We start from the raw sequence: 22,725 nt of genomic DNA on the forward strand, positions 1-22,725 counted from the left end.
GGTCTCGCACACCGCGAGCGCCGAGGAGACGGCCGGTCCGCGACCCGCGACCGTGTGGGGCGTGGCTCTGCTGGCCGGCGGCGCGGTGCTCGGCGGCGCCGCGTTGGTGTTGGCACGACGGTCCAGGTCGTCCCGGTCCCGGCCGTGACGCGCTCGCCGGTGTGGCGACGTCGGGCCGCCACCGTGCTCGGGGTGCTCGCGGTGGTCGCGTGCACGTCGGGGCTGGCGGTGCTGCGCAGCGCACCGGACGCGCCGGACACCGGCGCGGAGGTCGCCGTGGAGCCGGTCGAGGATTCCGGACGACGGCTCGGGGCCGTGGCGGAGGCGGAGTCGCGCGAGGAGCGTCCGCCGCCGACCTCATCCAATCCCGGCCCGCAACCGCCGAACAGCGTCCGGCTGCCCGGCGGAGCGACGTCGACGCTCGTGCGCACGGACGTGGCGGCCGACGGCACCCTGCCGATCCCGGACGGCGTCGCGAGCGCCGCGTACTGGGGAGCCGGCTTCGGTGAGGACCGGGGAGCGGCGCTCGTCTCCGGACACGTGAACTGGCACGGCGACACCGGTCCGTTCGCGGCGTTGCTGCGGTTGTCGGCCGGGGACGAGGTGACCGTGCGCGACGCGGACGGCCGCACGTGGACATACCGGGTGGACGCGGCGGCGATGCTGCACAAGGACGATCTCGGCGCCTACGCGCCCGAGCTCTTCGCGCAGGACGGACCGCACCGATTGGTGCTCGTCACGTGCGGCGGGGACTACCTCGGCGGTTCGGGTGGGTACTCGGACAACTACATCGTCACGGCGGAGCTGGTCAGCGGGTCCTGACGCCCGCATCCCCACCGGAGCCGTCGCCCCTCTCGCCGGATACGCTGTGAGTTCCAGAGAAAACCCAATCCGGATGCCTTCGGAGCGTGGAGTGCCCGCCAACACCATTGAGACCGTCGTCAACCTGTGCAAGCGCCGTGGCTTCGTCTTCCCGTCGGGGGAGATCTACGGCGGTACCCGGTCGGCGTGGGACTACGGACCGCTCGGCGTCGAGCTCAAGAACAACATCAAGCGCCAGTGGTGGAAGACCATGGTGCAGAACCGCGAGGACGTCGTGGGCATCGACTCGTCGGTGATCCTGCCGCGTCAGGTGTGGGTCGCCTCGGGCCACGTGAACGCCTTCCACGACCCGCTGGTGGAGTGCCTGTCCTGCCACCGGAGGTTCCGTTCCGATCAGCTCGCCGAGGAGTACGCCGAGCGCACGGGCACGGAGACGTCCGAGGACGACCTCTCCGAGGTGCCGTGCCCGAACTGCGGCAACCGCGGCCAGTACACCGAGCCGCGCGAGTTCAACATGATGCTCAAGACCCACCTCGGGCCGGTCGAGTCGGAGGAGGGGCTGCACTACCTCCGCCCGGAGACCGCGCAGGGCATCTTCGTCAACTTCCTCAACGTGCAGACGACGTCGCGCAAGAAGCCTCCGTTCGGCATCGGCCAGATCGGCAAGTCGTTCCGCAACGAGATCACGCCGGGCAACTTCATCTTCCGCACCCGCGAGTTCGAGCAGATGGAGATGGAGTACTTCGTCGAGCCGGGCGAGGACGAGTCCTGGCACCAGTACTGGATCGACACGCGCATGGACTGGTATGTCGAACTCGGCATCGAGCGCGACAACCTTCGGCTCTACGAGCACCCGAAGGAGAAGCTGTCGCACTACTCCAAGCGCACGGTCGACATCGAGTACCGCTTCGGTTTCTCGTCGGGCCAGGAGTGGGGCGAGCTGGAGGGCATCGCCAACCGCACCGACTTCGACCTCACCACGCACTCGAACCACTCGGGCGTGGACCTGTCGTACTTCGACCAGGCCACCGGGCAGCGCTACCGGCCGTTCGTCATCGAGCCGGCAGCGGGTGTCGGCCGTCCGATGATGGCATTCCTCGTGGACGCCTACACCGAGGACGAGGTGCCCAACGCCAAGGGCGGGGTCGACAAGCGCACGGTGTTGAAGCTCGACCCGAGGCTCGCGCCGTTCAAGGTCGCGGTGCTGCCGTTGTCGCGGAACGCCGACCTCACGCCGAAGGCGCGTGACATCGCCGCGGCGTTGCGCAAGCACTGGAACACCGACTTCGACGACGCGCAGTCCATCGGCAAGCGTTACCGCAGGCAGGAGGAGATCGGCACGCCGTACTGCGTGACGGTCGACTTCGACACGCTGGACGACCAGGCGGTCACGGTGCGGGAGCGCGACTCGATGAAGCAGGAGCGGGTCGCGATCGACAAGTTGGAGTCGTACCTGGCGGCGCGGCTGATCGGCTGCTGACTCGTGCCCGTGGGGATGAGGTGGCTGACGAGGGCGGTCGTGGGGATCGTCCTTGTCGGCCTGCTGATCGTGGGCGGAACGGCGTTCCGCGTGTGGCACGTCGCGCGCGCCGACGAACGGCCCGCCGCCGACGCGATCGTGGTGCTGGGCGCCGCCCAGTACAACGGCAGGCCGTCGGAGATCTTCCAGGCTCGGTTGGCGCATGCTCAGCAGCTCTACGAGCAGGGGGTCGCCGGGGTGATCGTCACCACCGGTGGCATGGCGGACGGCGACACCTTCACGGAGGCGGATGCGGGCGCGAACTGGTTGCGAGGCCAGGGTGTGCCCGCGGGGGCGTTGCTGTCGGTCGGCGAGGGCAACGACACGCTGCGGTCGATCCGGGCGGCCGCCGACGTGATCAAGAGCCGTGGGTGGAGCGACGTCGTGATCGTGAGCGACCCGTGGCACTCGCTGCGCGCGGGCATCATGGCGGAGGACTCCGGCCTGACGGTCGCGACGTCGCCGACGCACTCGGGACCGATCGTGCAGACGCGCAGCACCCAGGCGCGCTACATCCTGCGCGAGACGGCGGCACTGCTGTACTACCGAGTGTCGAAGAACCCCGCGGACCACGTTAATCTCGGTCTGTAGGACGGCATCACCCGAAGGCGTGAGGGCAGTCGTCTCATGCAATGAGAGATGTTGGGTGGTGCCGGAGAGCTCGATAGCGTCGCTGGGGACAGCCGAGCTTGAAGGAGGAGTCCAGTGACCGAGGGATGGTCGTTCGAGACCAAGCAGATCCACGCGGGAGCGCAGCCCGATCCTGCCACCGGCGCACGCGCGACGCCGATCTACCAGACGACCTCCTACGTCTTCCGGGACACCCAGCACGGCGCTGACCTGTTCAGCCTCGCTGAGCCGGGCAACATCTACACCCGGATCATGAACCCCACGCAGGACGTCCTGGAGCAGCGGGTCGCGGCTCTCGAAGGCGGCGTGGCGGCACTGGCGTTCGCCTCCGGTTCGGCGGCCACCACGGCGGCGGTGCTGAACCTCGCGGGCGCGGGTGACCACGTCGTGGTGAGCCCGGCGCTGTACGGCGGCACGTACAACCTGTTCCGGCACACGCTGCCCAAGCTCGGCATCGAGGTCACGTTCCTCTCCGACCAGGACGACCTGGAGGAGTGGCGTTCGGCGGCGAAGCCGAACACGAAGCTGTTCTTCGCCGAGACGCTCGCCAACCCCGGCAGCAACGTCCTGAACATCCGCGGCGTGGCCGACGTGGCGCACGAGGTCGGTGTGCCGCTGGTCGTCGACAACACCATCCCGACGCCGTTCCTGCTGCGGCCGATCGAGCACGGCGCGGACGTCGTCGTGCACTCGGCCACGAAGTACCTCGGTGGTCACGGCACCACGGTCGCGGGTGTGCTCGTGGACGGCGGCACCTTCGACTTCGGCAAGCACCCCGAGCGGTTCCCCGGGTTCAACGAGCCCGACCCCAGCTACAACGGGCTGAAGTTCTGGGAGGCCCTCGGTCCGGGTGCGTTCGCGGCGAAGGCTCGGGTGCAGCTCCTGCGCGACACGGGTGCGGCCATCGCCCCGCTGAACGCCTTCCTGATCCTGCAGGGCATCGAAACCCTGTCGCTGCGGATGGAGCGCCATGTCTCCAACGCCAAGGCGCTGGCCGAGTGGCTGGAGCAGCGCGACGAGGTCGAGAAGGTCTACTACGCGAGCCTGCCGTCGAGCCCGTACTACGAGGCGGCGCAGAAATACCTGCCGCAAGGAGCGGGTGCGGTGCTCTCGTTCGACCTGAAGGGCGGTGTGGAGGCCGGCCGCGCGTTCGTCGACGGCACCGAGCTGCACAGCCAGCTGGTCAACATCGGTGACGTGCGCAGCCTGATCGTCCACCCCGCGAGCACCACGCACAGCCAGCTCACGCCGGAGGAGCAGCTCGCCGGTGGCGTGACGCCGGGTCTGGTGCGTCTCGCGGTGGGCCTGGAGGGCCTGGAGGACCTCAAGGCCGACCTCGAAGCCGGTTTCCAGGCGGCGAAGGCCGCTCAGTGAGTCTGCCGGACAGTACCGATCTCCCGCCTGCCACCGGTGCGTGGCAGGCGGGAGATCCGCCTGGGCGGCGCCAGTGGTTCCACCCCGGTGTGGTGCGCTTGGAATCGGGTGCCGAGTTGCCCGGCGTCGAGGTCGCCTTCGAGACCTGGGGGACGTTGAATGCGTCGAGGTCGAACGCGGTGCTGGTCGAGCACGCGTTGACCGGCGACAGTCACGCGGCGGGTGAGAGCGGGCCGGGGCACCCGAGCCCGGGCTGGTGGGACGGCCTGATCGGGCCGGGCAAGGCGCTGGACACGGACCAGTTGTTCGTGGTGGTGTCCAATGTGCTCGGTGGATGCCAGGGCACGACGGGGCCGGCGTCCCTGGCGCCCGACGGACAGTACTGGGGCAGTCGTTTCCCGGAGATCACCGTGCGCGACCAGGTGGCGGTCGAGGTCGCGCTGGCCGACCACCTCGGCATCGAACGCTGGGCGGCCGTGCTCGGAGGGTCGATGGGGGGCATGCGCGCGCTGGAGTGGGCGATCATGGAGCCCGAGCGGGTGCGGGCACTGATGGTGCTGGCGAGCCCGGCCGCGTCGTCGGCCGACCAGATCGCGTGGGCGTCGCCGCAGATCCACGCGATCCTGGGGGACGCGAACTGGCAGGGGGGCGACTATCACGCTGCCGGACCCGGCAAGGGTCCGCACGTGGGGTTGGGCGTGGCGCGGCGCATCGCCCACGCCACGTATCGCAGTGCGGAGGAGCTGAACGAACGGTTCGGGCGTCGGCCGCAGGGCGAGGACGATCCCCGGTTCGCGGTGGAGTCGTACCTGGATCACCACGCGAACAAGCTCGTGCGCCGGTTCGACGCGGCGAGCTACGTGCTGCTCACCCGCTCGATGAACGGGCACGACGTGGGCCGTGGCCGCGGTGGAGTCCGGGAGGCGCTGCAGCGCGTGACGGCGCGGACCATCGCGGTCGGCGTGGACTCCGACCGGCTGTACCCGCCGGAGCAGGTGCGGGAACTGGCCGATCACATCCCCGAGGCGCGGTACGCCGAGATCGCCTCTCCGTACGGCCACGACTCGTTCCTCATCGAGACCGAGCAGGTGGCCGCGTTGGTCAAGGAACTGCTGGCCGACTGACCTCCGAGGGGGCGCACTCGTGGTGTGCCCCCTCGTCAGCGTCGGAGCCGCTCGGCGAGGAACCGCGCCATGTCGCCGTAAGCTTCTGCGGCATGGGCTACACCACGCACGATGCGCAGCGCCGGTTCGCCGAGCGGCCGAAGTCGTCCGTGTTGCCGGGGGCGCGCGGGGACGAGCGCACGCCGTACGCACGCGACCGGGCCCGGGTCCTGCACTCGGCGGCGTTGCGCAGGTTGGCCGGGAAGACGCAGGTCGTCGGCCCCGGTGAGGGCGCCGAGGTGAGCGGGGTGCCGCGCACCCGGCTGACGCATTCGCTGGAGGTCGCGCAGATCAGTCGTGGTATCGCCGCCGCGCTCGGCGCCGACCCCGACCTGTGCGACACCGCGGGGTTGGCGCACGACATCGGGCACCCGCCGTTCGGCCACAACGGCGAGACCGCGCTCGACGAGGCGGCACGCGCGTGCGGCGGGTTCGAGGGCAACGCGCAGACACTGCGCATCCTCACCCGGCTCGAACCCAAGGTGCTCGGTGACGATGGTGAGCCGTACGGGTTGAACCTCACGCGCGCGTGCCTCGACGCGGCGATGAAGTACCCGTGGCCGCGCCGCGACGGCGAGCGCAAGTTCGGGGTGTACGCCGACGACCTCGACGCGTTCCGCTGGATCCGCGAGGGCACGCCCGGGGTGAGGGCGTGCCTGGAGGCGCAGATCATGGACTGGGCCGACGACGTGGCGTACTCGGTGCACGACGTCGAGGACGGCGTGCTCGCCGGGAGGATCTCGCTGTCGGTGCTGGCGGATCCGGACGAGCGCGGGGCCGTGGCGGGGCTCGCGGCGGCGCACTTCTGCTCGTTCGGCGTGTCGGCGGTGGAGGCCGCGGCGGAGGACCTGCTCGAACTGCCGGCGGTGGCCGACCTGGTGCGCTCACCCTACGACGGGTCCCCGGCGGCGCAGGCGGCCCTCAAACGCATGACCAGCGACCTCGTGGGCCGGTTCGTCTCGGCGGCCGTGACCGGCACCCGCGTCGGTCACGGGGAGGAGCCGCTGTCCCGGTACGACGCGGATCTCGCCGTGCCCGACCAGGTGGCGGCCGAGGTGGCGTTGCTGAAGGCACTCGCGCTGCGCTACGTCATGAGCGATCGTCGACGGTTGGCCCTGCAGGAGGGGCAGCGGCAGCTGCTCACCGAGCTCGTGGAGGTGTTGCCGCTGCGCGCGCCGGAGGTGCTCGACGTGAACCTGCGCCCGGCGTGGGACGCGGCCCCGGACGACGCCGGGCGCCTCCGGGTCGTCGTGGATCAGGTCGCCTCCCTCACCGACGCGCAGGCGAAGGCCTGGCATTCGTGGCATCTGGGGCGGCATGGTTGACCGATCGCGGTACCGTCGGGGAATGCCCGTCTCGGACGTCGCGACGACCCACCTCGATTTCACGCTCGCCCTGCACCGAACGCTGGCCGCGCACGGCGGCAACGTGTGCTTCTCGCCGTACTCGGTGGCCAGTGCGCTGTCGCTGGTCACGCGGGCCGCGCGGGGAGACACCGCCGCGGAGCCGGCGGGTCTGCTCGCGGGCTCGACCGACCGCGCCGACCGCATCGACGAGGTCGTCGAGTGGCTGAACAAGGCCGCCGTCCTCGACGACGCGCGCAGCGGGCAGGACACGCCGTCGCTGGCCGTGTCCAACACGCTGTGGGTGTGGGAGAATCTCGCGATCAGGTCCGGGTTCACCGATGCCCTGCGCGACTGGCCGTCGGGGGCGGTGCGGCAGGCGCCGTTCGTGAAGGACCCGGAGGGCGCGCGAATCGAGATCAACGACGACGTCGCCCGCACGACGCGCGACCTCATCCCCGAGCTGCTGCCCGCTGGCACGATCGGTGACGACACGGTCGCCGGGCTCGTCAACGCCCTGTACCTGAAGGCGGCCTGGACGTTCGCGTTCAAGGAGTCGGACACGGCCGAGGACGACTTCCACGCGCCCTCCGGTGCGGTGCGGGTCCCGATGATGCGGCAGGTCGAACGCCTCGGACACGCCGCCGCGAACGGCTGGCAGCTCGTGGAGCTGCCCGCGGTCGGCGGAGTCGCCGCGTCGATCCTGCTGCCCGACCGTCCGCTGGAGGAGGCCGAGCCGGAACTCGACGCCGCCACGGTGACGGCGTTGCTCGACGCGCAGCGCGAGACGATGGTGCGCCTGCGGCTGCCTCGGGTCGAGGTGGACGTGCGGTGCGCGCTGAAGGACGCGTTGAGCTCGCTGGGCGTGCGCAGGATGTTCCAGGCGGGCGCCGACTTCGGTGAGCTCACCGACGACCCGCGGCTGGTCGTGTCGGACATGCTGCACCAGTCGGTGTTGCGGATCGACGAGGCCGGTCTGGAGGGCGCGGCCGCGACCGCCGCGATGATGCGGCTCGTGTCGGCTCCCGCGACCGATCCGGTCACCGTGACCGTGGACCGGCCCTTCCTCCTGCTCGTGCGGCACCGGGCCAGCGGCGCCATCTACTTCCTGGCTCGGGTCGTCGAGCCGTGAGTGCGGCGACGCTGGTTCCCACCGGCGTGGAGCCGCCCGCAGCGGACAGGTCGGACAGGTCGGACAGGCGTGTCCCGTGGCCACGGGTGGCCGACGCGGCCGTCGTGGCGTTCTTCGGGCTCGCCGCCTTCCTCATCTACCGTCCACTGTGGATGAATCTGTCGGGTGGGTACCTGCAGAACAGCGCGCAGGACCAGAACATGTGGGAGTGGTTCTTCGCGGTCACCGCCCACTCGGTGCTGAACTTCGAGAACCCGTTCCACTCGACGCTGCAGAACTTCCCCGACGGCGTGAACCTCATGGCCAACACGGTCATGTTCGGCGTAGGTGTCCCCCTGACGCCCGTGACGGTGGTGTTCGGACCGACGGTGACGTGGGCGATCGCGCTCACCGGAGGACTCGCCGGCACGGCCGCCGCCTGGTACTGGGTGCTGTCGCGGCACCTCGTCGGCACACGGACGGGCGCGGCGATCGGTGCCGCGTTCACCGGCTTCGCGCCCCCGATCATCTCCCACGGCAACGCGCACCCGAACTTCGTCGCGCTGTTCGTGCTGCCGTTCATCGTGCTGTGGCTGCTCAAACTGGCCCGGGGCGAGCGGGTCGTCCGCAACGGCGTGATCCTCGGCCTGCTGGTGAGCTACCAGATCCTCCTCGGTGAGGAGGCGCTGCTCATCGCGGCCACCACGCTGGGCGTGTTCGGCCTCGCCTACGCGGTGATGCGGCCCGAGCAGGCGCTGTCGATGGCGCGTCCGCTCGGCAAGGGCGTCGCCGTGGGGGCCGGGGTGTCGGTGGCGCTCGTGGCGGTGCCGCTGTGGTGGCAGTTCTTCGGTCCGCAGAGCTATCCGGGCATCGAGCACGGTTTGCGCGGCAACGACGTCGCCGCGTTCACCGCGTTCGCCACCGAATCCGTGGCGGGCAACGAGGACAGCGCCGCGGGGCTGTCGATGAACCGCACCGAGGAGAACGCGTTCTTCGGCTGGCCGCTCGTGACGCTGATGCTCGTGCTCACGGTGGTGCTGTGGCGCGACGTCGTCTCGCGCGCGCTCGCGGTCACGATGCTGGCGATGGCGTGGCTGTCGATGGGGGCCCTGCTGATCGTGAACGGGGAGGGCACGTCCGTTCCCGGGCCGTGGATGCTGCTGTTCGACGTCCCGCTGTTCGACTCCGTGCTGGAGTCGCGGTTCGCCCTCGGCTGCGTGCCGCTCGTCGGGGTGCTGCTGGCGAGAGCCACCGAGAAGGTGCTGCGCCTGCCGGTGCGGCAGGACTGGCGCCAGGCCGCCGCCATCGTGTGGTTCAGCGTCCTCACCTTCGCGCTGCTGCCGATCGCGCCCACCGAACTGGTGGTCGGCGAACGCGGGACGACGCCCGCGTTCTTCACCGCGGGCGAGTGGCGCCGCTACGTCGACGACGGCTCCGTCGTGGTGGTGCCGCTGCCGAACCCGAGCGACGCCGACGCCCTGCACTGGCAGGTGAAGTCGGGCATGGAGTTCCCGCTCGCGGGCGGCTACTTCGTCGGCCCCGACGGCGAGGGCGACGGTCGGTACGGGCCGGAGTACCGGCCGACGACCTACCTGCTGCAGCAGGTGCACGAGACGGGACAGGTCCCCGAGATCACGGACGACGACCGGCAGCACGCGCTCGACGACCTGCGGCACTGGCGCGCCGACGTCGTCGTGCTGCCCATCGGCGACTCGGAGCACCAAGTGCCGCTGCGGGAGACGCTCGAAGCACTGCTGGGACGTCCGGGCGAGGTCCAGCGCGACGTCTGGGTGTGGGACGTGCGGAGCCTGACCGCCCCTGCTGTCACATCCGCGGAGGCTGTCTCGTCCACACGGTGACGGATTCTTCGATCACCACACGAGGAGGCGGATCATGCCGCGTATCCCCGGCGTTCCCACCAAGCAGGCGTCCCCGCTGTCGCGTCTGCTGTACCGCGTCACGCGACGCCGTTACGGAGCGGTGCCCGAACCGGCCACGGTGTTCGCGCACCAGCCCCGGCTGCTCGTGGCGTGGGGCGTGCACGAGTCGCTCGTCGAACGGGCCACGAGGGTGCTGCCGTCGAGCGTCGCCGAGCTGGCCGTCTACCGGGCGGCGGTGCGCCTGAACTGCTCGTGGTGCATCGACTTCGGCACGATGCTGCAGAAGCACGCGGGGCTCGACATCGACCGGCTGCGGCACATCGACGACTACGCCGACTCGTCGCTGTTCACGCGGCAGGAACGACTCGCGATCGCCTACGCCGACGCGATGACCGAGACGCCGGTGAGTGTCACCGACGAGCAGGTGTTGGAGCTGGAACGCGAGTTCGGCCGCGCCGGCGTGGTCGAGCTGACCTACCTCGTCGGGTTGGAGAACGCCCGAGGGCGGGTCAACAGCGCTCTCGGGCTCACCGACCAGGGGTTCACCTCCGGCGACGCGTGCCGCGTCCCTGTGCCCTCGGACGTCGACACTGCTGACACCGACGTCACCGCGGAACCCGCGTGAGTTTGTCGGGATTGACGACGTCGTAGATGGCCACGATCCGGCCGTCCCGGACGGCGAGGGTCTGCACGTGCTCGTCGAGGTCGCGGTAGTGGCCGTCGCCGGGTTCGGCCGGGATGTGGAAACCGAGATCGCCGTTGACCAGCACCGACCTACCGGCCGTGAGCGTCCCCGGCCGGTAGGTGGCGACCACGCCGAGGAGGAAGCGGGCGACCTTGTCGACCCCGGTGACGACGCGGCGGGCGGTGCGGCCCCGGCCGTCGGAGTCGCCGACCAGGCGCACGTCGGGGTGCAGGACCTCGGCGACGGCCCGCACGTCTCCGGCGGCGATCGCGGCGAGCAACCGCTCGACGATTCGCTGCTGCTGCTCCAGCGGTTCGCGCGGCGGCGGTTCGGCCTGGGCGACGGCCCGGCGGCCGCGCGAGGCGTGCTGCCGCGCCGCCGCCGGGGAGCAGCCGAGGACGTCGGCGATCTCGTCGAACGGCACGTCGAACGCGTCGTGCAGCACGAACGCCACGCGCTGCTGCGGCGACAACGAATCGAGCACCACCATGGCCGCCATCCGCACGGCGTCGTCGCGCACCACCGTGTCGAGCGGGTCGTCGGGACGCGAGGCACCGAGCGGCGTCACGATCGGCTCCGGCAGCCACTCGCCGACGTAGCGTTCGCGCCGCGCGGCCGCCGAGCGCAGGCGGTCGAGACACACGCGGGCGACCACCGTGGTGCACCACGCGCGCAGATCACGGATGCTCTCGCGCTCGGCGTCCGGCAGGCCGGCCCAGCGCAGCCACGTCTCCTGCACGGCGTCTTCGGCGTCGGCCAGCGAGCCCGTCAGCCGGTAGCCCACCGAAAGCAGCGTGCCCCGCAGCGCGGAGAACTCCCGGACGTCGGCGCCAGGTGCTCCGGTGACGTGATCGGACTCCATCGCCGCAGTATGAGCCAGGCGAGAATTCCCGTCACGGCCGGTGTTCTACAGTGGGGCAGTGGCGGGACGGATCCGGGAAAGCGACATCGCGCAGGTGCGTGACCGCAATCGGATCGACGAGGTCGTCGGCGAATATGTGGCCCTGCGCAGGGCGGGCGGCGGTGCCCTCAAGGGACTGTGTCCCTTCCACGAGGAGAAGACCCCGTCGTTCAACGTGCGGCCCACCCATGGCACGTTCCACTGCTTCGGCTGCGGCGAGGGCGGCGACGTCATCAAGTTCGTCATGCAGATCGAGCACCTCGGATTCGTCGAGTCCGTCGAGCGGCTCGCCGACCGCATCGGGCTGCACCTCACCTACGAGGGCGGTGGCGCGTCGGTCCGCCGCGACCGCGGCTCCCGGCTCCGCCTGGTGGAGGCGCACAAGGCCGCCCAGGCCTTCTACGCCGAGCAGCTCATGACGCCGGAGGCGGAGGCCGCGCGGACGTTCCTCACCGAGCGCGGATTCGACCAGGCCGCGTGGACGACGTTCGGCTGCGGGTTCGCCCCCGCCGGCTGGGACCGGTTGACCAAGCACCTGATCCGCAGCGGGTTCGAACTCTCCGAGCTCTACAAGGCGCAGCTGTCGAAGGAGGGCCGTCGCGGCCCGATCGACCGCTTCCACCGCAGGCTCGTCTGGCCGATCAAGGACCGCGGCGGCGACGTCGTCGGGTTCGGTGCGCGCCGGTTGTTCGACGACGACCCGATCCAGGCGAAGTACCTGAACACCAGCGAGAGCCCCATCTACAAGAAGTCGCAGGTGCTCTTCGGGCTCGACCAGGCCAAGCGCGAGATCTCCCGCCGCCACCAGGTGGTCGTCGTCGAGGGTTACACCGACGTGATGGCCATGCACGAGGCCGGCGTGCCCACGGCGGTGGCGTCGTCGGGCACCGCGTTCGGCGAGGAGCACATGCGGGTGCTGCGCCAGATCATGATGGACGACGACACCTTCCGCGGTGAGGTGATCTTCACCTTCGACGGCGATGCGGCGGGGCAGAAGGCCGCGCTCAAGGCCTTCGAGGGCGACCAGACGTTCGCCGGCCAGACTTACATCGCCGTGGCCCCCGACGGCATGGACCCCTGCGAGCTGCGGCTGGCGAAGGGCGACGCCGCCGTGCGTGACCTGGTGGCACGCCGCATCCCGCTGTTCGAGTTCGCGATCCGCAGTCTGCTCTCCGACTACGACCTCGACTCGGTGGACGGCCAGGTGGCGGCCCTGCAACGCACGGTGCCGCTGGTGGCGCAGATCAAGGACCGCGCCAAGCGCGACGGCTACGCCACCAAGCTGGCCTGGTGGGTCGGCTGGCAGGACGAGGCCATGGTCGTGCGGCGCGTGCGCGAGAGCGCGGGCGCGCCGGTGAAGGCGAACGGCGTCCGGCGTGCTCCGGCGCGCAGTGGCGAGTCGTCCGGTGGGCGGCGTCCCACCCAGCTGGAGCGCCCCGACCCCCGGAACCCGGATCTGCGGGCGCAGCGGGAGTCGTTGAAGGCGGCCCTGCAGGAACCCGCGCTGGCCGGTCCCGAGTACGACGCGCTGCCGGAGGACGCGTTCGTCCACCCCGCGTACGTGGGCGTGCACCGCGCGATCCTCAAGGCGGGCGGCACCACCAGCGGACTCACCGGCCCCGCACTCATCGAGGCCGCCGCCTCGCACGCCGAGGACCCCACCGTCGCGTCGTTGCTGTCGGAGCTGGCGGTGGAACCGCTGAAGTCGACGGGCGACACCGACGTGCGCTACGTGTCGAGCGTGCTCGCCGCCGTGCAGGAGAACCTCGTCGGCAGGCAGATCGGCGAGCTCAAGTCGCGGTTGCAGCGGCTGTCTCCGGTGGACGCGGCCGAGGAGTACCGCGCGCTCTTCGGGGACCTCGTGGCACTGGAGCAGTACCGCAAGGCGTTGCGGGAGCAGGCGATGGGCGGATGGGACTGATCGCGTGAGTGTGTGGCGCAGGATCTTCGGTCCGGCGGTGCCGGACGAGGTGCGCGAGCGGCTGGCGGCCGACGAGCACGTGCTCGCCGCGGCGGACAGCGGGACGGGGGGACACGTCGCGGTCAGTGCGCTCGGCCTGTGGGTGCCCGGCGGCGACGGGCCGCGCCGCATCGGCTGGGACCTGATCAGCAAGGCGGTGTGGAGCGGCGACGCGCTGGTCGTCACCGAAGCCGAGGTCGCCGAGCGCGCCGGTGAGGCGGTGGTGTTGCGGGACCTGCCGCCGGTCCGCCACGTGCTGTCGAAGCCCGGCCGCATCCCGTATCTGGTGCGGCAGCGCGTGGAGAGCTCGATCCGCTCGCGCTACCGCAAGGAGCTGCCCGGCGGCGGTGCGTGGTTCGTGGTGCGCAAGCTGCCCGGCACCGACGGCGTGGTGCTTCAGGTGCGGCCCGATCCCGGCACCGAGCCCGACGTCGTGCGCGACATCGCCCGCGAGGCGGCGGCGAAACTCGTTAGCCCGAGCGGAGATCGCCCTGCGACGTAGTCGCGCGCGTGCGCAGGACGTCGACGGGCGACCTCGACACGCGCTCGCAGGCCGACGACACCCGCGCCCCGCGCTCCTAGCGTCGGGGGCATGAACGAGAAGCTCGCCGATCGAGGTCCGACGCTGCTGCGGCGGCTCGGGCTGTCGCCACTCGGGGTCGCCGCACTCGCGCTGTTGGCCGTGCCTCGGGTGATCGCCCACGACCTCGGACTCGTCGATCCGGGACTCAACCTGGTGCTGGTGTTCGCGCCGCCGCTGGTGTGGCTGGTCGTGGTGCTCGCCCGCCGCGTTGGGAGGAGGTCGTGCTGCGCGGGTTCGCGTGCGTGAGCAGCGTGGTCACCGGCTTCCTGGTCGGCGTGGTGACGGGTGTCGTGGCGTGGGGGCTCGCCACAGTCCCGGCACTGACGCGGCGGTAGTACGGTCGACTCGATCACTGCCGTCGTCGTCAGGAGGTCCGTGCTCGTGTGGGATCCGCAGGCGTATCTGAACTACGGCGAGCTGCGCGCCCGGCCGTTTCGCGAGCTCGTCGCTCGGATCGGCGCCGCGCGTCCCCGCCGGGTGGTGGATGCGGGCTGCGGCCCGGGAACGCTCACCACAGAGCTCATGCGGCGGTGGCCCGAGGCGACGGTGGAGGCGTTCGACAACTCCCCGGACATGGTCGCGGCCGCGCGCGAGAACGGCGTGAACGCCGAGCTCCGCGACGTCACCGAGTGGACCCCGCAGCCCGACACGGACGTGGTCGTGAGCAACGCCGTACTTCAGTGGGTGCCGGGCCACGAGCAGGTGCTCCGTCGCTGGGTTACGGAGCTGCCGCCCGGCGCGTGGCTGGCGATGCAGGTGCCCGGGAACATGGACGCGCCGTCGCATCGGGCGGTGCGCGAGGTCGCGGCGAGCGAGCGTTGGGCCGAGCGCCTGCGGTCGGTGCGGTTGCGGGACACGGACGCCGTGCACCAGCCGCTCGACTACGCGGATCTCGTCGCCGACCTCGGTTGCGCGGTGGACGCGTGGGAGACGACCTACGTCCAGCGCCTCACGGGTGACGACGCGGTGCTGGAGTGGGTCACGGGGACGGCGTTGCGTCCGATCGCCGCCGCCCTCGACGCCGACGAGTTCGACGCGTTCCGCCGCGACCTGGCACCGTTGCTCGACGACGCCTACCCGCCGCGACCGGACGGCACCACGTGGTTCCCGTTCCGGCGGATCTTCGTGGTGGCGCGCACTCCGGCGTGAGCGGACGACTCAGCGGCCGCTACGGGATTCCGAGGCGACGTGTCCGTCGGGACCGTGCGGCACGCTGTGCCTCCTGTGGGTGAACGGCAGCCGCTCGCCGACCTTCTCACCCAGCTTCGCGCGCGCCACCCCGGCCGCGCCCTGCACCGCCGGGTGATCGGCCAGCTTGCGGTAGGTGCGCACGATCTGCTCGTACCGGGCGCGTCCCGCGCGAGCGCCGAGAACGTAACCCGCGGCGGCGCCCACCAGGAACATCTTCATCGCGGACCTCCAGAGGCGGATCAGGTTCTCACCATTGTCGCCCAGGGCCGCCCGACCTGCCGCGCAGTCGACGACGGGGGTGGTGTCCGGGGCCGAAAGCGGGTGCGCTAGAGTATCTCGCGTCAGGCCGGAGCGATCCGGTCAGGCGAGGCAGTCCCCCGTAGCTCAATTGGCAGAGCATTCGGCTGTTAACCGAAGGGTTGTTGGTTCGAGTCCAACCGGGGGAGCCGAAAGCCCAGGCCGTCAGGCCTGGGCTTTTTTCGTTTCGGGTGATTCCTCGATCCGGGCGGCTCTGGTGGCTGGACACGCCCTAGTCGAATCGCAGTTGCGGGAAGTCCGCGAGGTCGAGTCCGTAGTGGGCATACACCTTGGTCGTGTTCATCCCGGTCAGCGTGTCCGGGTCGATCTCCAACCACTCCGCGGCCTCACGGACCGAGGCGACGTCCTCGCCTTCGATCTCCAGGTAGGGCGGGATCTTCGGCCACTCGTCCAGCTCGTACCGCACACCGGCGATCTCCCAGGTGGTGCGGTAGTTCTCCTGGTACGCCTTCGGCGTGTACCCGAGCATCCGGAGCATCACGTCGGTGGTGTCGAAGTCGCCGACGGTCACTTCCCACTCGTGGGTGCCGTCGATGCCGTCGTGGTCGATCCGCTTGATCGACAGCGTCGCGCCGGCGTGCGTCTGGCGGAGCCGCATCCACGTCGACGCGTCACCGGGCACGATGTCGTACACGTACCGACGCTGGAGCGTCCGCGGCGGCACCACCGTGGCAAGGCTGTTCAGCAGATCCGTGACCTTCTTTCGGTCAACGCCCAAGGCCTTCGCCTCGTACTCGATCGGCACGTGACTCCTCTTCTCGGGCGCGTTCTCCGACTCCGACGTTCGAAAACAGTACAGCGATACCGGATCTGGGAGTGGATCGCGCACGCGGAGTGGACACCCGGTCGGTGCGAGGTCGTGACGAGGCAGGAGAGGACGCTCCCACCCACCGGGCTGCTCCAGGGGAGGCGGTCAGTGGCTGCGCGGGCGGCGCTTTCGAAGAGGTTGACTGACCTGGGTGAGCGAGATGCTCGCGCCCACCTCCTGCACGGCAATCGCGATGCGACCCTCGCGGCGCTGCGACAGGAACGTCACCTCGCACCCCAACAGACGCGTCTGCACCCGATGGTTGGGGACACCACAGCAGTGCTGGTGAGCCTGCATCACGGATCGAATCCCGAGTTGGTGAACTACGCGGGGTGGGTCGGGATCGGGTCGTCGTTCCGTCGTTCCGGGCCACCGAGCTGTCCTCACCGCTCGACGGACTCCGTGTCGCGGGTGGCCGCGAGGGTGCCGAGCAGCGTGAGGGCTTCGGCGCTGACGGAGCCGGGTTCGGCGTGGTAGACGATCAGCTCCTGGCTGGGGGCGGACTTCACGTCGAACGCGTTCATGTGCAGCGTGAGCTCCCCGACCTCGGGATGGCGGAAACGCTTGCGTTCCAGGCTCTTACCGCGGGCGTCGTGGCGTTGCCAGAGGGCGGCGAACTCCTCGCTGCGCGCCGTGAGTGAGCCCAGTATCTCGGCGATGCGGGGGTCGTACGGCGACCGGCCGTGCAGAATTCGAAACCCTGCCACCGCGTAGGCGGCGACGCGGTCCCAATCGGGATAGAAGGTGCGCGCGGCCGGGTCGAGGAAGATGTGCGCCAGCAGGTTCGGGCCGTGGGCGAACCCGTCGAACAGCGCGTGCGCCAGCCGGTTCGCGGCCAGTACGTCGTACGCCCGGCCCAGGACGACCGCCGGGTTGTCGGGCCACATGTCCATCAGCCGCAACAACTCGGGGTCGACCCGTTCGGGGGCCGTAGTGTGCGGGACTCCCGGTGTCAGACCCGCGACGCGGAAGAGGTGAAGGCGCGCGTCGTCGTCGAGCTGCAGGACGTCGGCGAGAGCCGCGAGGATCTGGGCCGAGGGGTGGCGTTCGCGTCCCTGTTCCAGCCGCACGTAGTAGTCGACGCTCATGCCGGCCATCGTCGCCACCTCCTCCCGGCGCAGGCCCGGCACGCGGCGGATGCCGTGGGTCGCGATGCCGGCGGCGTCCGGGCTGATCCGCGCACGACGGGCCCTCAGGTAGTCGCCGAGGAGGTTCTCACGCATACCGCCAGGTTAGGTCGCGATGTGGTCCGCTTCCTGGGTGTGTCGCACCCAGGCACAGAGTTGCCTTCCTCGGCGGCGCGGTGCCGCCGAGGGTGGTGTCATGACCAACAACGACACCATCAACACCGGCACGGCAAGGGTCGTCCTGGTGACGGGCGCCTCCAGTGGCATCGGCGAGGCGACGGCTCGCCACCTGGCGGCCGACGGGCACCACGTCGTGCTGACGGCGCGGCGCACGGACCGGCTCGCCGCAATCGTCGAGGAGATCACCAGCGCCGGGCACAGCGCGGAAGCCCGGGCTTTGGACGTGGTGGATCGGGGCGCGTTCCAGGCTCTCGTCGACGACGTCGTGGCCACGCGGGGGAGACTCGACGTCCTCGTCGGCAATGCGGGCGTCATGCTGCTGTCGCGGCTCGACGCCCTGCTCGTCGAGCAATGGGACCGGATGATCGACGTCAACGTCCGCGGCGTCTACAACGGGATCGCGGCGGTGCTGCCGCACTTCCGGGCGCAGGGGTCGGGACACGTCGTCACGATGGCCTCGATCGGTGCGCACGAGGTGGTCCCGACCTCGGCGATCTACTCGGCGACCAAATACGCGGTGTGGGCCCTCACCGAGGGACTGCGGGTGGAATCGGACCCGAGCATTCGCGTCACGACCATCTGTCCGGGCGTGACCGAGTCCGAACTGGCAGAGCACATCACCGACCCGCAGGCGGCCGACGCCATGGTCGACTACCGCAAGGCCGCCATCCCGGCCGACGCCATCGCCCGCGCCGTCGGGTTCGCGGTCTCCCAACCGGGCGACGTCGACGTCAACGAGATCATCGTCCGCCCGGCCGCACAGCGCTGACCGGGAAGCTCGGGGGTGAGGAGCACCGTCGTTCCGGGCAGGGTCGGACGACGTGAGCCGTTGCGCGTCCTGCGGACGATCCCGTCTCAGCGGCGATGGGGCGCGCGCGGTGGAGCGGGGCGGCGTGGCGGGATCGGGTGGTGTTGGCGCACGCGGTGCGCGCTCTCGGACGGCCAGTGGGGGACGTGGGGAATCGGCTGGGTCGGCGGTGCTCCCGACGGGTCGGCCTCGGCGGGAACGCTCGCGACCACCCGAGTGGCTTCGACGTCGTCGAGGTCCTCGGGGCAGGGCGTCTCGTCGGGGACGAACCGATCGTCCTCGGGAACGGTCGGCGTGTTGGGCTCGGCCCGAACGGTCGGGGCGGGCGCGGGCTCGCCCGGACCGAGGAGCAGGACGCCGAGGCGGTGCGGGCGGTAGCGCTCGACGAGCGGCACGGTCCACCGGGGCGTGACGGCCAGGGCCGCGGCGACCACCGCGACGCCGAGCGCGAACCCGACCACGACGTCGTGCGGGTAGTGCGCACCGACGACGACGCGGGAGAACGCCACCGACGCTCCCAGCAGCAACGCGGCCAGGCCGACGCGCCCCCGCCGGCACAGGAACACGCCCATCGCGGCGGCCCCCGCGATGGTGGAGTGGTTGCTCGGGAACGACCAGTCACCCAGCTCCGGACACTCCGTCAGCGGGCGCGCACCCGGCACCGCCCGACACGGCCGGTCCTCCTGGATGAAGAGCTTCGCCACCTCGCTGGTGCCGTAGGCGACGACGGTCGCCATCGGGGCGGACACCGCCGCGGCCATGGCGCGCGCGGAGCCGGTCCGGGCTCGCCACCACCCGAAGATCAGCAGCAGCCCCAGCACCACGATCCCGGCTTCGGTGAAGAACACCGCGAAGTCCTGAAGCCAACCGGGTGCGGTGTTGGCGGCGTCGAGCACCGCCCGGTACCACTCGGCGGAGAAGTCGGGGACGCCGTCCACCGCCAGCGCGTCCTCCGGCGCGGCGAGTCCGCCGGAGTCGGCGGGGGCGAGCGAGCGTGCGACGGAAACGGCCTGGGAGACCGGGACAGGCATGGTGGAAACTCCTGGTTCAGCGAGCGTCCACGCAGTGTAGTGATCAAGTTAAGCCCGTCCCGGAGCGACCCGGACTCTGCCGTCGACCGGTTCTCGGGTCCGTGCGAATCGGCCGTGCGGTCAGGAAAGACCCTGCTGGGGAAGCATCACGTCGTCGGGTGTGAGGGCTTCGGGATCACGCGGAACGCCGGCGCGTTCCCGGTCGGACAGCTCGCGGCTCAGGTCCATCACGGCGCCGACGAGGAACTCGACCTTGCGGCGCAGCTCGCGCAGCTCCTCGTCGCCTCGGGAACCGGCGCTCGACACCTGTTGCGCCACCTCGGGCGCGAACAGGTCGCGCACCTCCCGTGGCAGGTGTTCCAGGGCGTGTTCGAGCGAGCCGGGTGACAGCAGCTCGCGCATGCCCTCGGAGATACCCCGGACGGCCGGGCGCACGTCGCTGCGCCGGATGGTGGCCTCCGCCGCGATGCGGTCGATGCAGTCGTCGCAGCTGAAGCGGAGGGGGACCTTGCTCGGCACCCAGCCGTCGTAGAACGTGCCGCGCAGCACCTCGGGCAGCTGGGCCGCGAAATGGGCCGAGCCCTCCACGGTGAGGCGGTCGCGCAACGTGTGCAGCCACGCGCGCAACACGCGGTAGGTGTAGCGGCGGTCGCGTGTGCCGAGCGCCTCGCCCAGCGCGGCGAGCCACTCGTGGGCCGTGTTCTGCGAACGGGCGAGTGGGTCGCTGGTGTGCGTCATGGGGTCCTCCCGGCGGTGGCGTCCACGGCTGCCAGTGTCGAGCGACCTCGGGTCGGGACCACAGAGTCGAACGGCTCATCGTCCGGGCGCGCCACTTTCCCCGGCCGGTTCGCGGTGCCCATGATGGGAGTCGAAACCCCCTTCCCGGGACGATGACGATGGCAGCGGTCACGCTCTTCCTTGCCGGTGACGTGATGCCGGGGCGGGGAATCGACCAGGTGCTGCCCTACCCCGGTGATCACCGGCTGCGGGAGTCGGTCGTGCGCGACGCGCGCTACTACGTGCACGCCGCCGAGCAACGCAACGGCCGACTGCCACAGCCGGTGCCGTTCTCGTGGCCGTGGGGAAGCGCACTCCAGGCGATCGAGCACGAGGCGCCGACGGCGCGGATCATCAACCTGGAGACGAGCGTGACCCGGGCGCGGGCGTTCGCGGCCGGCAAGTCGGTGCACTACCGCATGAGGCCGGAGAACGTGCCCGCGGTGCTCGCCGCGAAGCCCGACGTGTGCGTGCTGGCCAACAACCACGTGCTCGACTTCGGTCGCCAGGGTCTGGTGGAGACACTCGCCGTGTTGACGCGCGCGGGGCTGGGGACCGTCGGCGCGGGCCACGACGCTGCCGAGGCCGCGCGACCCGCCGTCGTGCCCTCGGGTGTGGGTCGGGTCGTGGTGCTGGCCGCGGCCGCGACTTCCAGCGGGGTGCCCGTCGAGTGGGCGGCCGGGCCCCACAGCGCGGGAGTGCGGCTGCTGGACCTCGCCGTGCACGACCTGAAGGAGCAGGTCACCGCCGCCAAACGGGCCGGGAACCTGGTGGTGGTCTCGCTGCACTGGGGCTCCAACTGGGGTTACGGCGTCGGCTCCCGGCAGGTCGCACTCGCGCACCGGCTGGTGGACGCGGGCGCCGACGTCGTGCACGGACATTCCTCCCACCATCCGAGGCCGATCGAGGTGTATCGGGGTCGGCTCGTGCTGTACGGGTGCGGGGATCTCGTCAACGACTACGAGGGCATCAGCGGCTTCGAGCGTTACCGCGGTGACCTGCGGCTGCTGTACTTTCCCTCGCTCGATCCGCGGACCGGCGCGCTGCTCGGGATGCGCATGGTGCCGTTGCAGGCGCGGAGGCTGCGCCTGCAACGGGCGGGCTCCCGCGATCAGGACTGGCTGCGTTCCGTGCTCAGCCGGTGCAGCGCGCCGTTCGGCACGAAGGTCGAGAGCGGCGACGGCGTGTTGTGGCTGACGTGGCACAACAGCATTGGATAAGAGTCTTGCGGGATTGTTGAACAACTCTGTACCTTGTGCCGAACCACGAGGATCGGAGTTTCCGCGATGACCGACAAGCTCGGCTCGAAGAAGGCCCCGTCGCCGGTCTCGAAGGGCACGTTGCTCGGAGCCGTTTTCCTGATGGCCACCAGCGCCATCGGTCCCGGGTTCATCACCCAGACCACGACGTTCACCGTGCAGCTCGGCGCGGCGTTCGCGTTCGCCATCCTGGTGTCGATCCTCGTCGACATCGCCGTGCAGCTGAACGTCTGGCGGGTCGTCGGCGTCTCCGGCCTGCGTGCGCAGGAGCTCGGCAACCGCGTGCTGCCCGGCGTCGGCTACCTCATGGCCGCGCTCGTGGTGTTCGGCGGGCTCGTCTTCAACATCGGCAACGTGTCGGGCACCGCGCTCGGCCTCGACGCGTTGTTCGGCCTGGAGGTCAAGCTCGGCGGCGCGCTCTCCGCGCTCGTCGCCATCGGCATCTTCCTCAGCAAGCGCGCCGGTGTGGCGATGGACCGGCTCGTGGTCGGGCTCGGCGTCGTGATGATCGCCCTCACCACCTATGTCGCCGTCGTGTCCGGACCTCCGGTCGGGGAGGCGATGCGGCAGGCCGTGGTGCCCGACCGCATCGACTTCCTCGTGATCACCACGTTGATCGGCGGAACCGTCGGCGGCTACATCACCTACGCGGGCGCGCACCGGCTCGTGGACGCCGGGGTGCACGGCCCGGAGCAGGTCGCGCAGGTCAGCCGCAGCTCCATCACCGCGTTGCTGGTGACCGGGCTGATGCGGGCCGTGCTCTTCCTCGCGGTGCTCGGCGTCGTCGCGGGAGGCGCGAGCCTCGCCGGAGCGAACCCGGCCGCGGAGGCGTTCCACCACGCCGCCGGCGAGGTGGGGCTGCGCGTGTTCGGCATGATCCTGTGGGGCGCCTCGGTGACCTCGGTGATCGGCGCCTCGTACACGTCCGTGTCGTTCCTCGTGTCGTTCTCGCCCGTGCTCGAACGGCGCCGGAACTGGCTGGTGATCGGCTTCATCGCCGTGTCGACGACGGCGTTCCTGCTGATCGACCAGGCGCCGACGACGCTGCTCGTCCTGGCGGGCGCGGTGAACGGGCTCATCCTGCCCGTGGGCTTCGGAGTGCTGATGTGGGTGGCGGCCCGGCGCCGCGACCTCCTCGGCGGCTACCGCTACCCGCGGTGGCTGATCGTCATCGGCGTCGCGGCGTGGTTGCTCACCGTGTATCTGGGCTGGAACTCGCTGAGCGAGCTCGGAACGCTCTGGAGCTGAGTGTCGC

At 70.7% G+C, this 22,725-nt stretch carries 22 protein-coding genes and 1 tRNA gene; 17 read left to right on the forward strand and 6 right to left on the reverse strand.

Annotated elements, in window-relative coordinates; genetic code table 11:
* The first annotated feature begins 144 nt into the window (after positions 1-144).
* From SACAZDRAFT_RS20450 to SACAZDRAFT_RS20490, 9 genes are all read left to right on the forward strand, one after another.
* Positions 145-822, forward strand: coding sequence for a class F sortase (locus tag SACAZDRAFT_RS20450; protein WP_005444817.1), 678 nt, complete (start codon positions 145-147; stop codon positions 820-822).
* 91 nt (positions 823-913) lie between these two features.
* Positions 914-2,302 carry a glycine--tRNA ligase gene (locus SACAZDRAFT_RS20455; RefSeq protein ID WP_005444819.1) on the forward strand — a complete coding sequence of 463 codons (1,389 nt, stop codon included), beginning with the start codon at positions 914-916 and terminating at the stop codon, positions 2,300-2,302.
* Between the two features lie 15 nt (positions 2,303-2,317).
* The gene (locus SACAZDRAFT_RS20460) at positions 2,318-2,932 is read left to right on the forward strand and encodes a YdcF family protein (RefSeq protein WP_198283950.1); all 615 of its coding nucleotides are present in this window, start codon (positions 2,318-2,320) and stop codon (positions 2,930-2,932) included.
* 114 nt (positions 2,933-3,046) lie between these two features.
* Positions 3,047-4,345, forward strand: a complete 1,299-nt coding sequence (locus tag SACAZDRAFT_RS20465; RefSeq protein WP_005444821.1) for a bifunctional o-acetylhomoserine/o-acetylserine sulfhydrylase — start codon at positions 3,047-3,049, stop codon at positions 4,343-4,345.
* Positions 4,342-5,469, forward strand: a complete 1,128-nt coding sequence (gene metX / locus SACAZDRAFT_RS20470) for a homoserine O-acetyltransferase MetX (RefSeq protein ID WP_005444822.1) — start codon at positions 4,342-4,344, stop codon at positions 5,467-5,469. Before SACAZDRAFT_RS20465 ends, metX begins: the two co-directional genes overlap by 4 nt.
* A 92-nt stretch (positions 5,470-5,561) precedes the next feature.
* Positions 5,562-6,833: a deoxyguanosinetriphosphate triphosphohydrolase gene (locus SACAZDRAFT_RS20475; RefSeq protein ID WP_005444823.1), complete on the forward strand. Its 1,272-nt coding sequence runs from the start codon at positions 5,562-5,564 to the stop codon at positions 6,831-6,833.
* Positions 6,834-6,855: 22 nt separating this feature from the next.
* Positions 6,856-7,983: a serpin family protein gene (locus SACAZDRAFT_RS20480; RefSeq protein WP_005444824.1), complete on the forward strand. Its 1,128-nt coding sequence runs from the start codon at positions 6,856-6,858 to the stop codon at positions 7,981-7,983.
* Positions 7,980-9,821: a hypothetical protein gene (locus SACAZDRAFT_RS20485; RefSeq protein ID WP_005444831.1), complete on the forward strand. Its 1,842-nt coding sequence runs from the start codon at positions 7,980-7,982 to the stop codon at positions 9,819-9,821. Before SACAZDRAFT_RS20480 ends, SACAZDRAFT_RS20485 begins: the two co-directional genes overlap by 4 nt.
* Positions 9,822-9,855: 34 nt before the next feature.
* Positions 9,856-10,467: a carboxymuconolactone decarboxylase family protein gene (locus SACAZDRAFT_RS20490; protein ID WP_005444833.1), complete on the forward strand. Its 612-nt coding sequence runs from the start codon at positions 9,856-9,858 to the stop codon at positions 10,465-10,467.
* Here the strand turns inward: SACAZDRAFT_RS20490 and SACAZDRAFT_RS20495 are convergent.
* The gene (locus SACAZDRAFT_RS20495) at positions 10,448-11,389 is read right to left on the reverse strand and encodes a sigma-70 family RNA polymerase sigma factor (protein ID WP_005444834.1); all 942 of its coding nucleotides are present in this window, start codon (positions 11,387-11,389) and stop codon (positions 10,448-10,450) included. The genes SACAZDRAFT_RS20490 and SACAZDRAFT_RS20495 overlap by 20 nt on opposite strands.
* A gap of 58 nt (positions 11,390-11,447) precedes the next feature.
* Between SACAZDRAFT_RS20495 and dnaG the strand changes: the two genes are divergently transcribed.
* The 4 genes from dnaG to SACAZDRAFT_RS20515 all read left to right on the forward strand — a co-directional run bounded on the left by dnaG (position 11,448) and on the right by SACAZDRAFT_RS20515 (position 15,120).
* On the forward strand, positions 11,448-13,349 hold the full coding sequence (gene dnaG / locus SACAZDRAFT_RS20500) for a DNA primase (protein ID WP_232286308.1): 1,902 nt from the start codon (positions 11,448-11,450) through the stop codon (positions 13,347-13,349).
* A 4-nt stretch (positions 13,350-13,353) separates the two neighbouring features.
* Positions 13,354-13,890, forward strand: a complete 537-nt coding sequence (locus tag SACAZDRAFT_RS20505; RefSeq protein ID WP_005444838.1) for a hypothetical protein — start codon at positions 13,354-13,356, stop codon at positions 13,888-13,890.
* 90 nt (positions 13,891-13,980) lie between these two features.
* Entirely contained in the window at positions 13,981-14,217 is a 237-nt protein-coding gene (locus tag SACAZDRAFT_RS20510; RefSeq protein WP_005444841.1) for a hypothetical protein, read from the forward strand.
* A 135-nt stretch (positions 14,218-14,352) separates the two neighbouring features.
* Positions 14,353-15,120, forward strand: coding sequence for a trans-aconitate 2-methyltransferase (locus tag SACAZDRAFT_RS20515; protein WP_005444845.1), 768 nt, complete (start codon positions 14,353-14,355; stop codon positions 15,118-15,120).
* 9 nt (positions 15,121-15,129) lie between these two features.
* Here SACAZDRAFT_RS20515 and SACAZDRAFT_RS20520 read toward each other — a convergent pair whose 3' ends face one another.
* A complete protein-coding gene (locus SACAZDRAFT_RS20520; RefSeq protein WP_005444847.1) occupies positions 15,130-15,381 on the reverse strand; it encodes a hypothetical protein in 252 nt (83 codons plus the stop codon).
* 154 nt (positions 15,382-15,535) lie between these two features.
* Here SACAZDRAFT_RS20520 and SACAZDRAFT_RS20525 point away from each other — a divergent pair.
* A tRNA-Asn gene (locus SACAZDRAFT_RS20525) sits at positions 15,536-15,608 on the forward strand.
* A gap of 83 nt (positions 15,609-15,691) precedes the next feature.
* On the opposite strand, the gene SACAZDRAFT_RS20530 is transcribed toward SACAZDRAFT_RS20525, so the two are convergent.
* Together SACAZDRAFT_RS20530 and SACAZDRAFT_RS20535 are read right to left on the reverse strand one after the other, a co-directional pair.
* A complete protein-coding gene (locus tag SACAZDRAFT_RS20530; RefSeq protein ID WP_005444848.1) occupies positions 15,692-16,225 on the reverse strand; it encodes a class IV adenylate cyclase in 534 nt (177 codons plus the stop codon).
* 446 nt (positions 16,226-16,671) lie between these two features.
* Positions 16,672-17,511: a helix-turn-helix transcriptional regulator gene (locus SACAZDRAFT_RS20535; protein ID WP_005444852.1), complete on the reverse strand. Its 840-nt coding sequence runs from the start codon at positions 17,509-17,511 to the stop codon at positions 16,672-16,674.
* 100 nt (positions 17,512-17,611) lie between these two features.
* Between SACAZDRAFT_RS20535 and SACAZDRAFT_RS20540 the strand changes: the two genes are divergently transcribed.
* Complete coding sequence (locus SACAZDRAFT_RS20540; RefSeq protein WP_005444859.1) at positions 17,612-18,364, forward strand: SDR family oxidoreductase; 753 nt, start codon at positions 17,612-17,614, stop codon at positions 18,362-18,364.
* An 86-nt stretch (positions 18,365-18,450) separates the two neighbouring features.
* Here the strand turns inward: SACAZDRAFT_RS20540 and SACAZDRAFT_RS20545 are convergent, their stop codons facing one another.
* Together SACAZDRAFT_RS20545 and SACAZDRAFT_RS20550 are read right to left on the reverse strand one after the other, a co-directional pair.
* Positions 18,451-19,434, reverse strand: coding sequence for a phosphatase PAP2 family protein (locus SACAZDRAFT_RS20545; RefSeq protein WP_005444861.1), 984 nt, complete (start codon positions 19,432-19,434; stop codon positions 18,451-18,453).
* Positions 19,435-19,554: 120 nt separating this feature from the next.
* The gene (locus SACAZDRAFT_RS20550) at positions 19,555-20,172 is read right to left on the reverse strand and encodes a DUF2267 domain-containing protein (protein WP_005444864.1); all 618 of its coding nucleotides are present in this window, start codon (positions 20,170-20,172) and stop codon (positions 19,555-19,557) included.
* Positions 20,173-20,330: 158 nt separating this feature from the next.
* Here SACAZDRAFT_RS20550 and SACAZDRAFT_RS20555 point away from each other — a divergent pair, with 158 nt between their 5' ends.
* Positions 20,331-21,431 (forward strand): CapA family protein, encoded by a 1,101-nt coding sequence (locus SACAZDRAFT_RS20555; RefSeq protein ID WP_005444871.1) that lies wholly within the window; start codon positions 20,331-20,333, stop codon positions 21,429-21,431.
* A 66-nt stretch (positions 21,432-21,497) separates the two neighbouring features.
* Positions 21,498-22,718: an NRAMP family divalent metal transporter gene (locus SACAZDRAFT_RS20560; protein ID WP_005444873.1), complete on the forward strand. Its 1,221-nt coding sequence runs from the start codon at positions 21,498-21,500 to the stop codon at positions 22,716-22,718.
* Positions 22,719-22,725 lie beyond the last annotated feature (7 nt).

The organism is Saccharomonospora azurea NA-128, from assembly GCF_000231055.2.
GTDB classification, from domain to species: Bacteria; Actinomycetota; Actinomycetes; order Mycobacteriales; family Pseudonocardiaceae; genus Saccharomonospora; species Saccharomonospora azurea.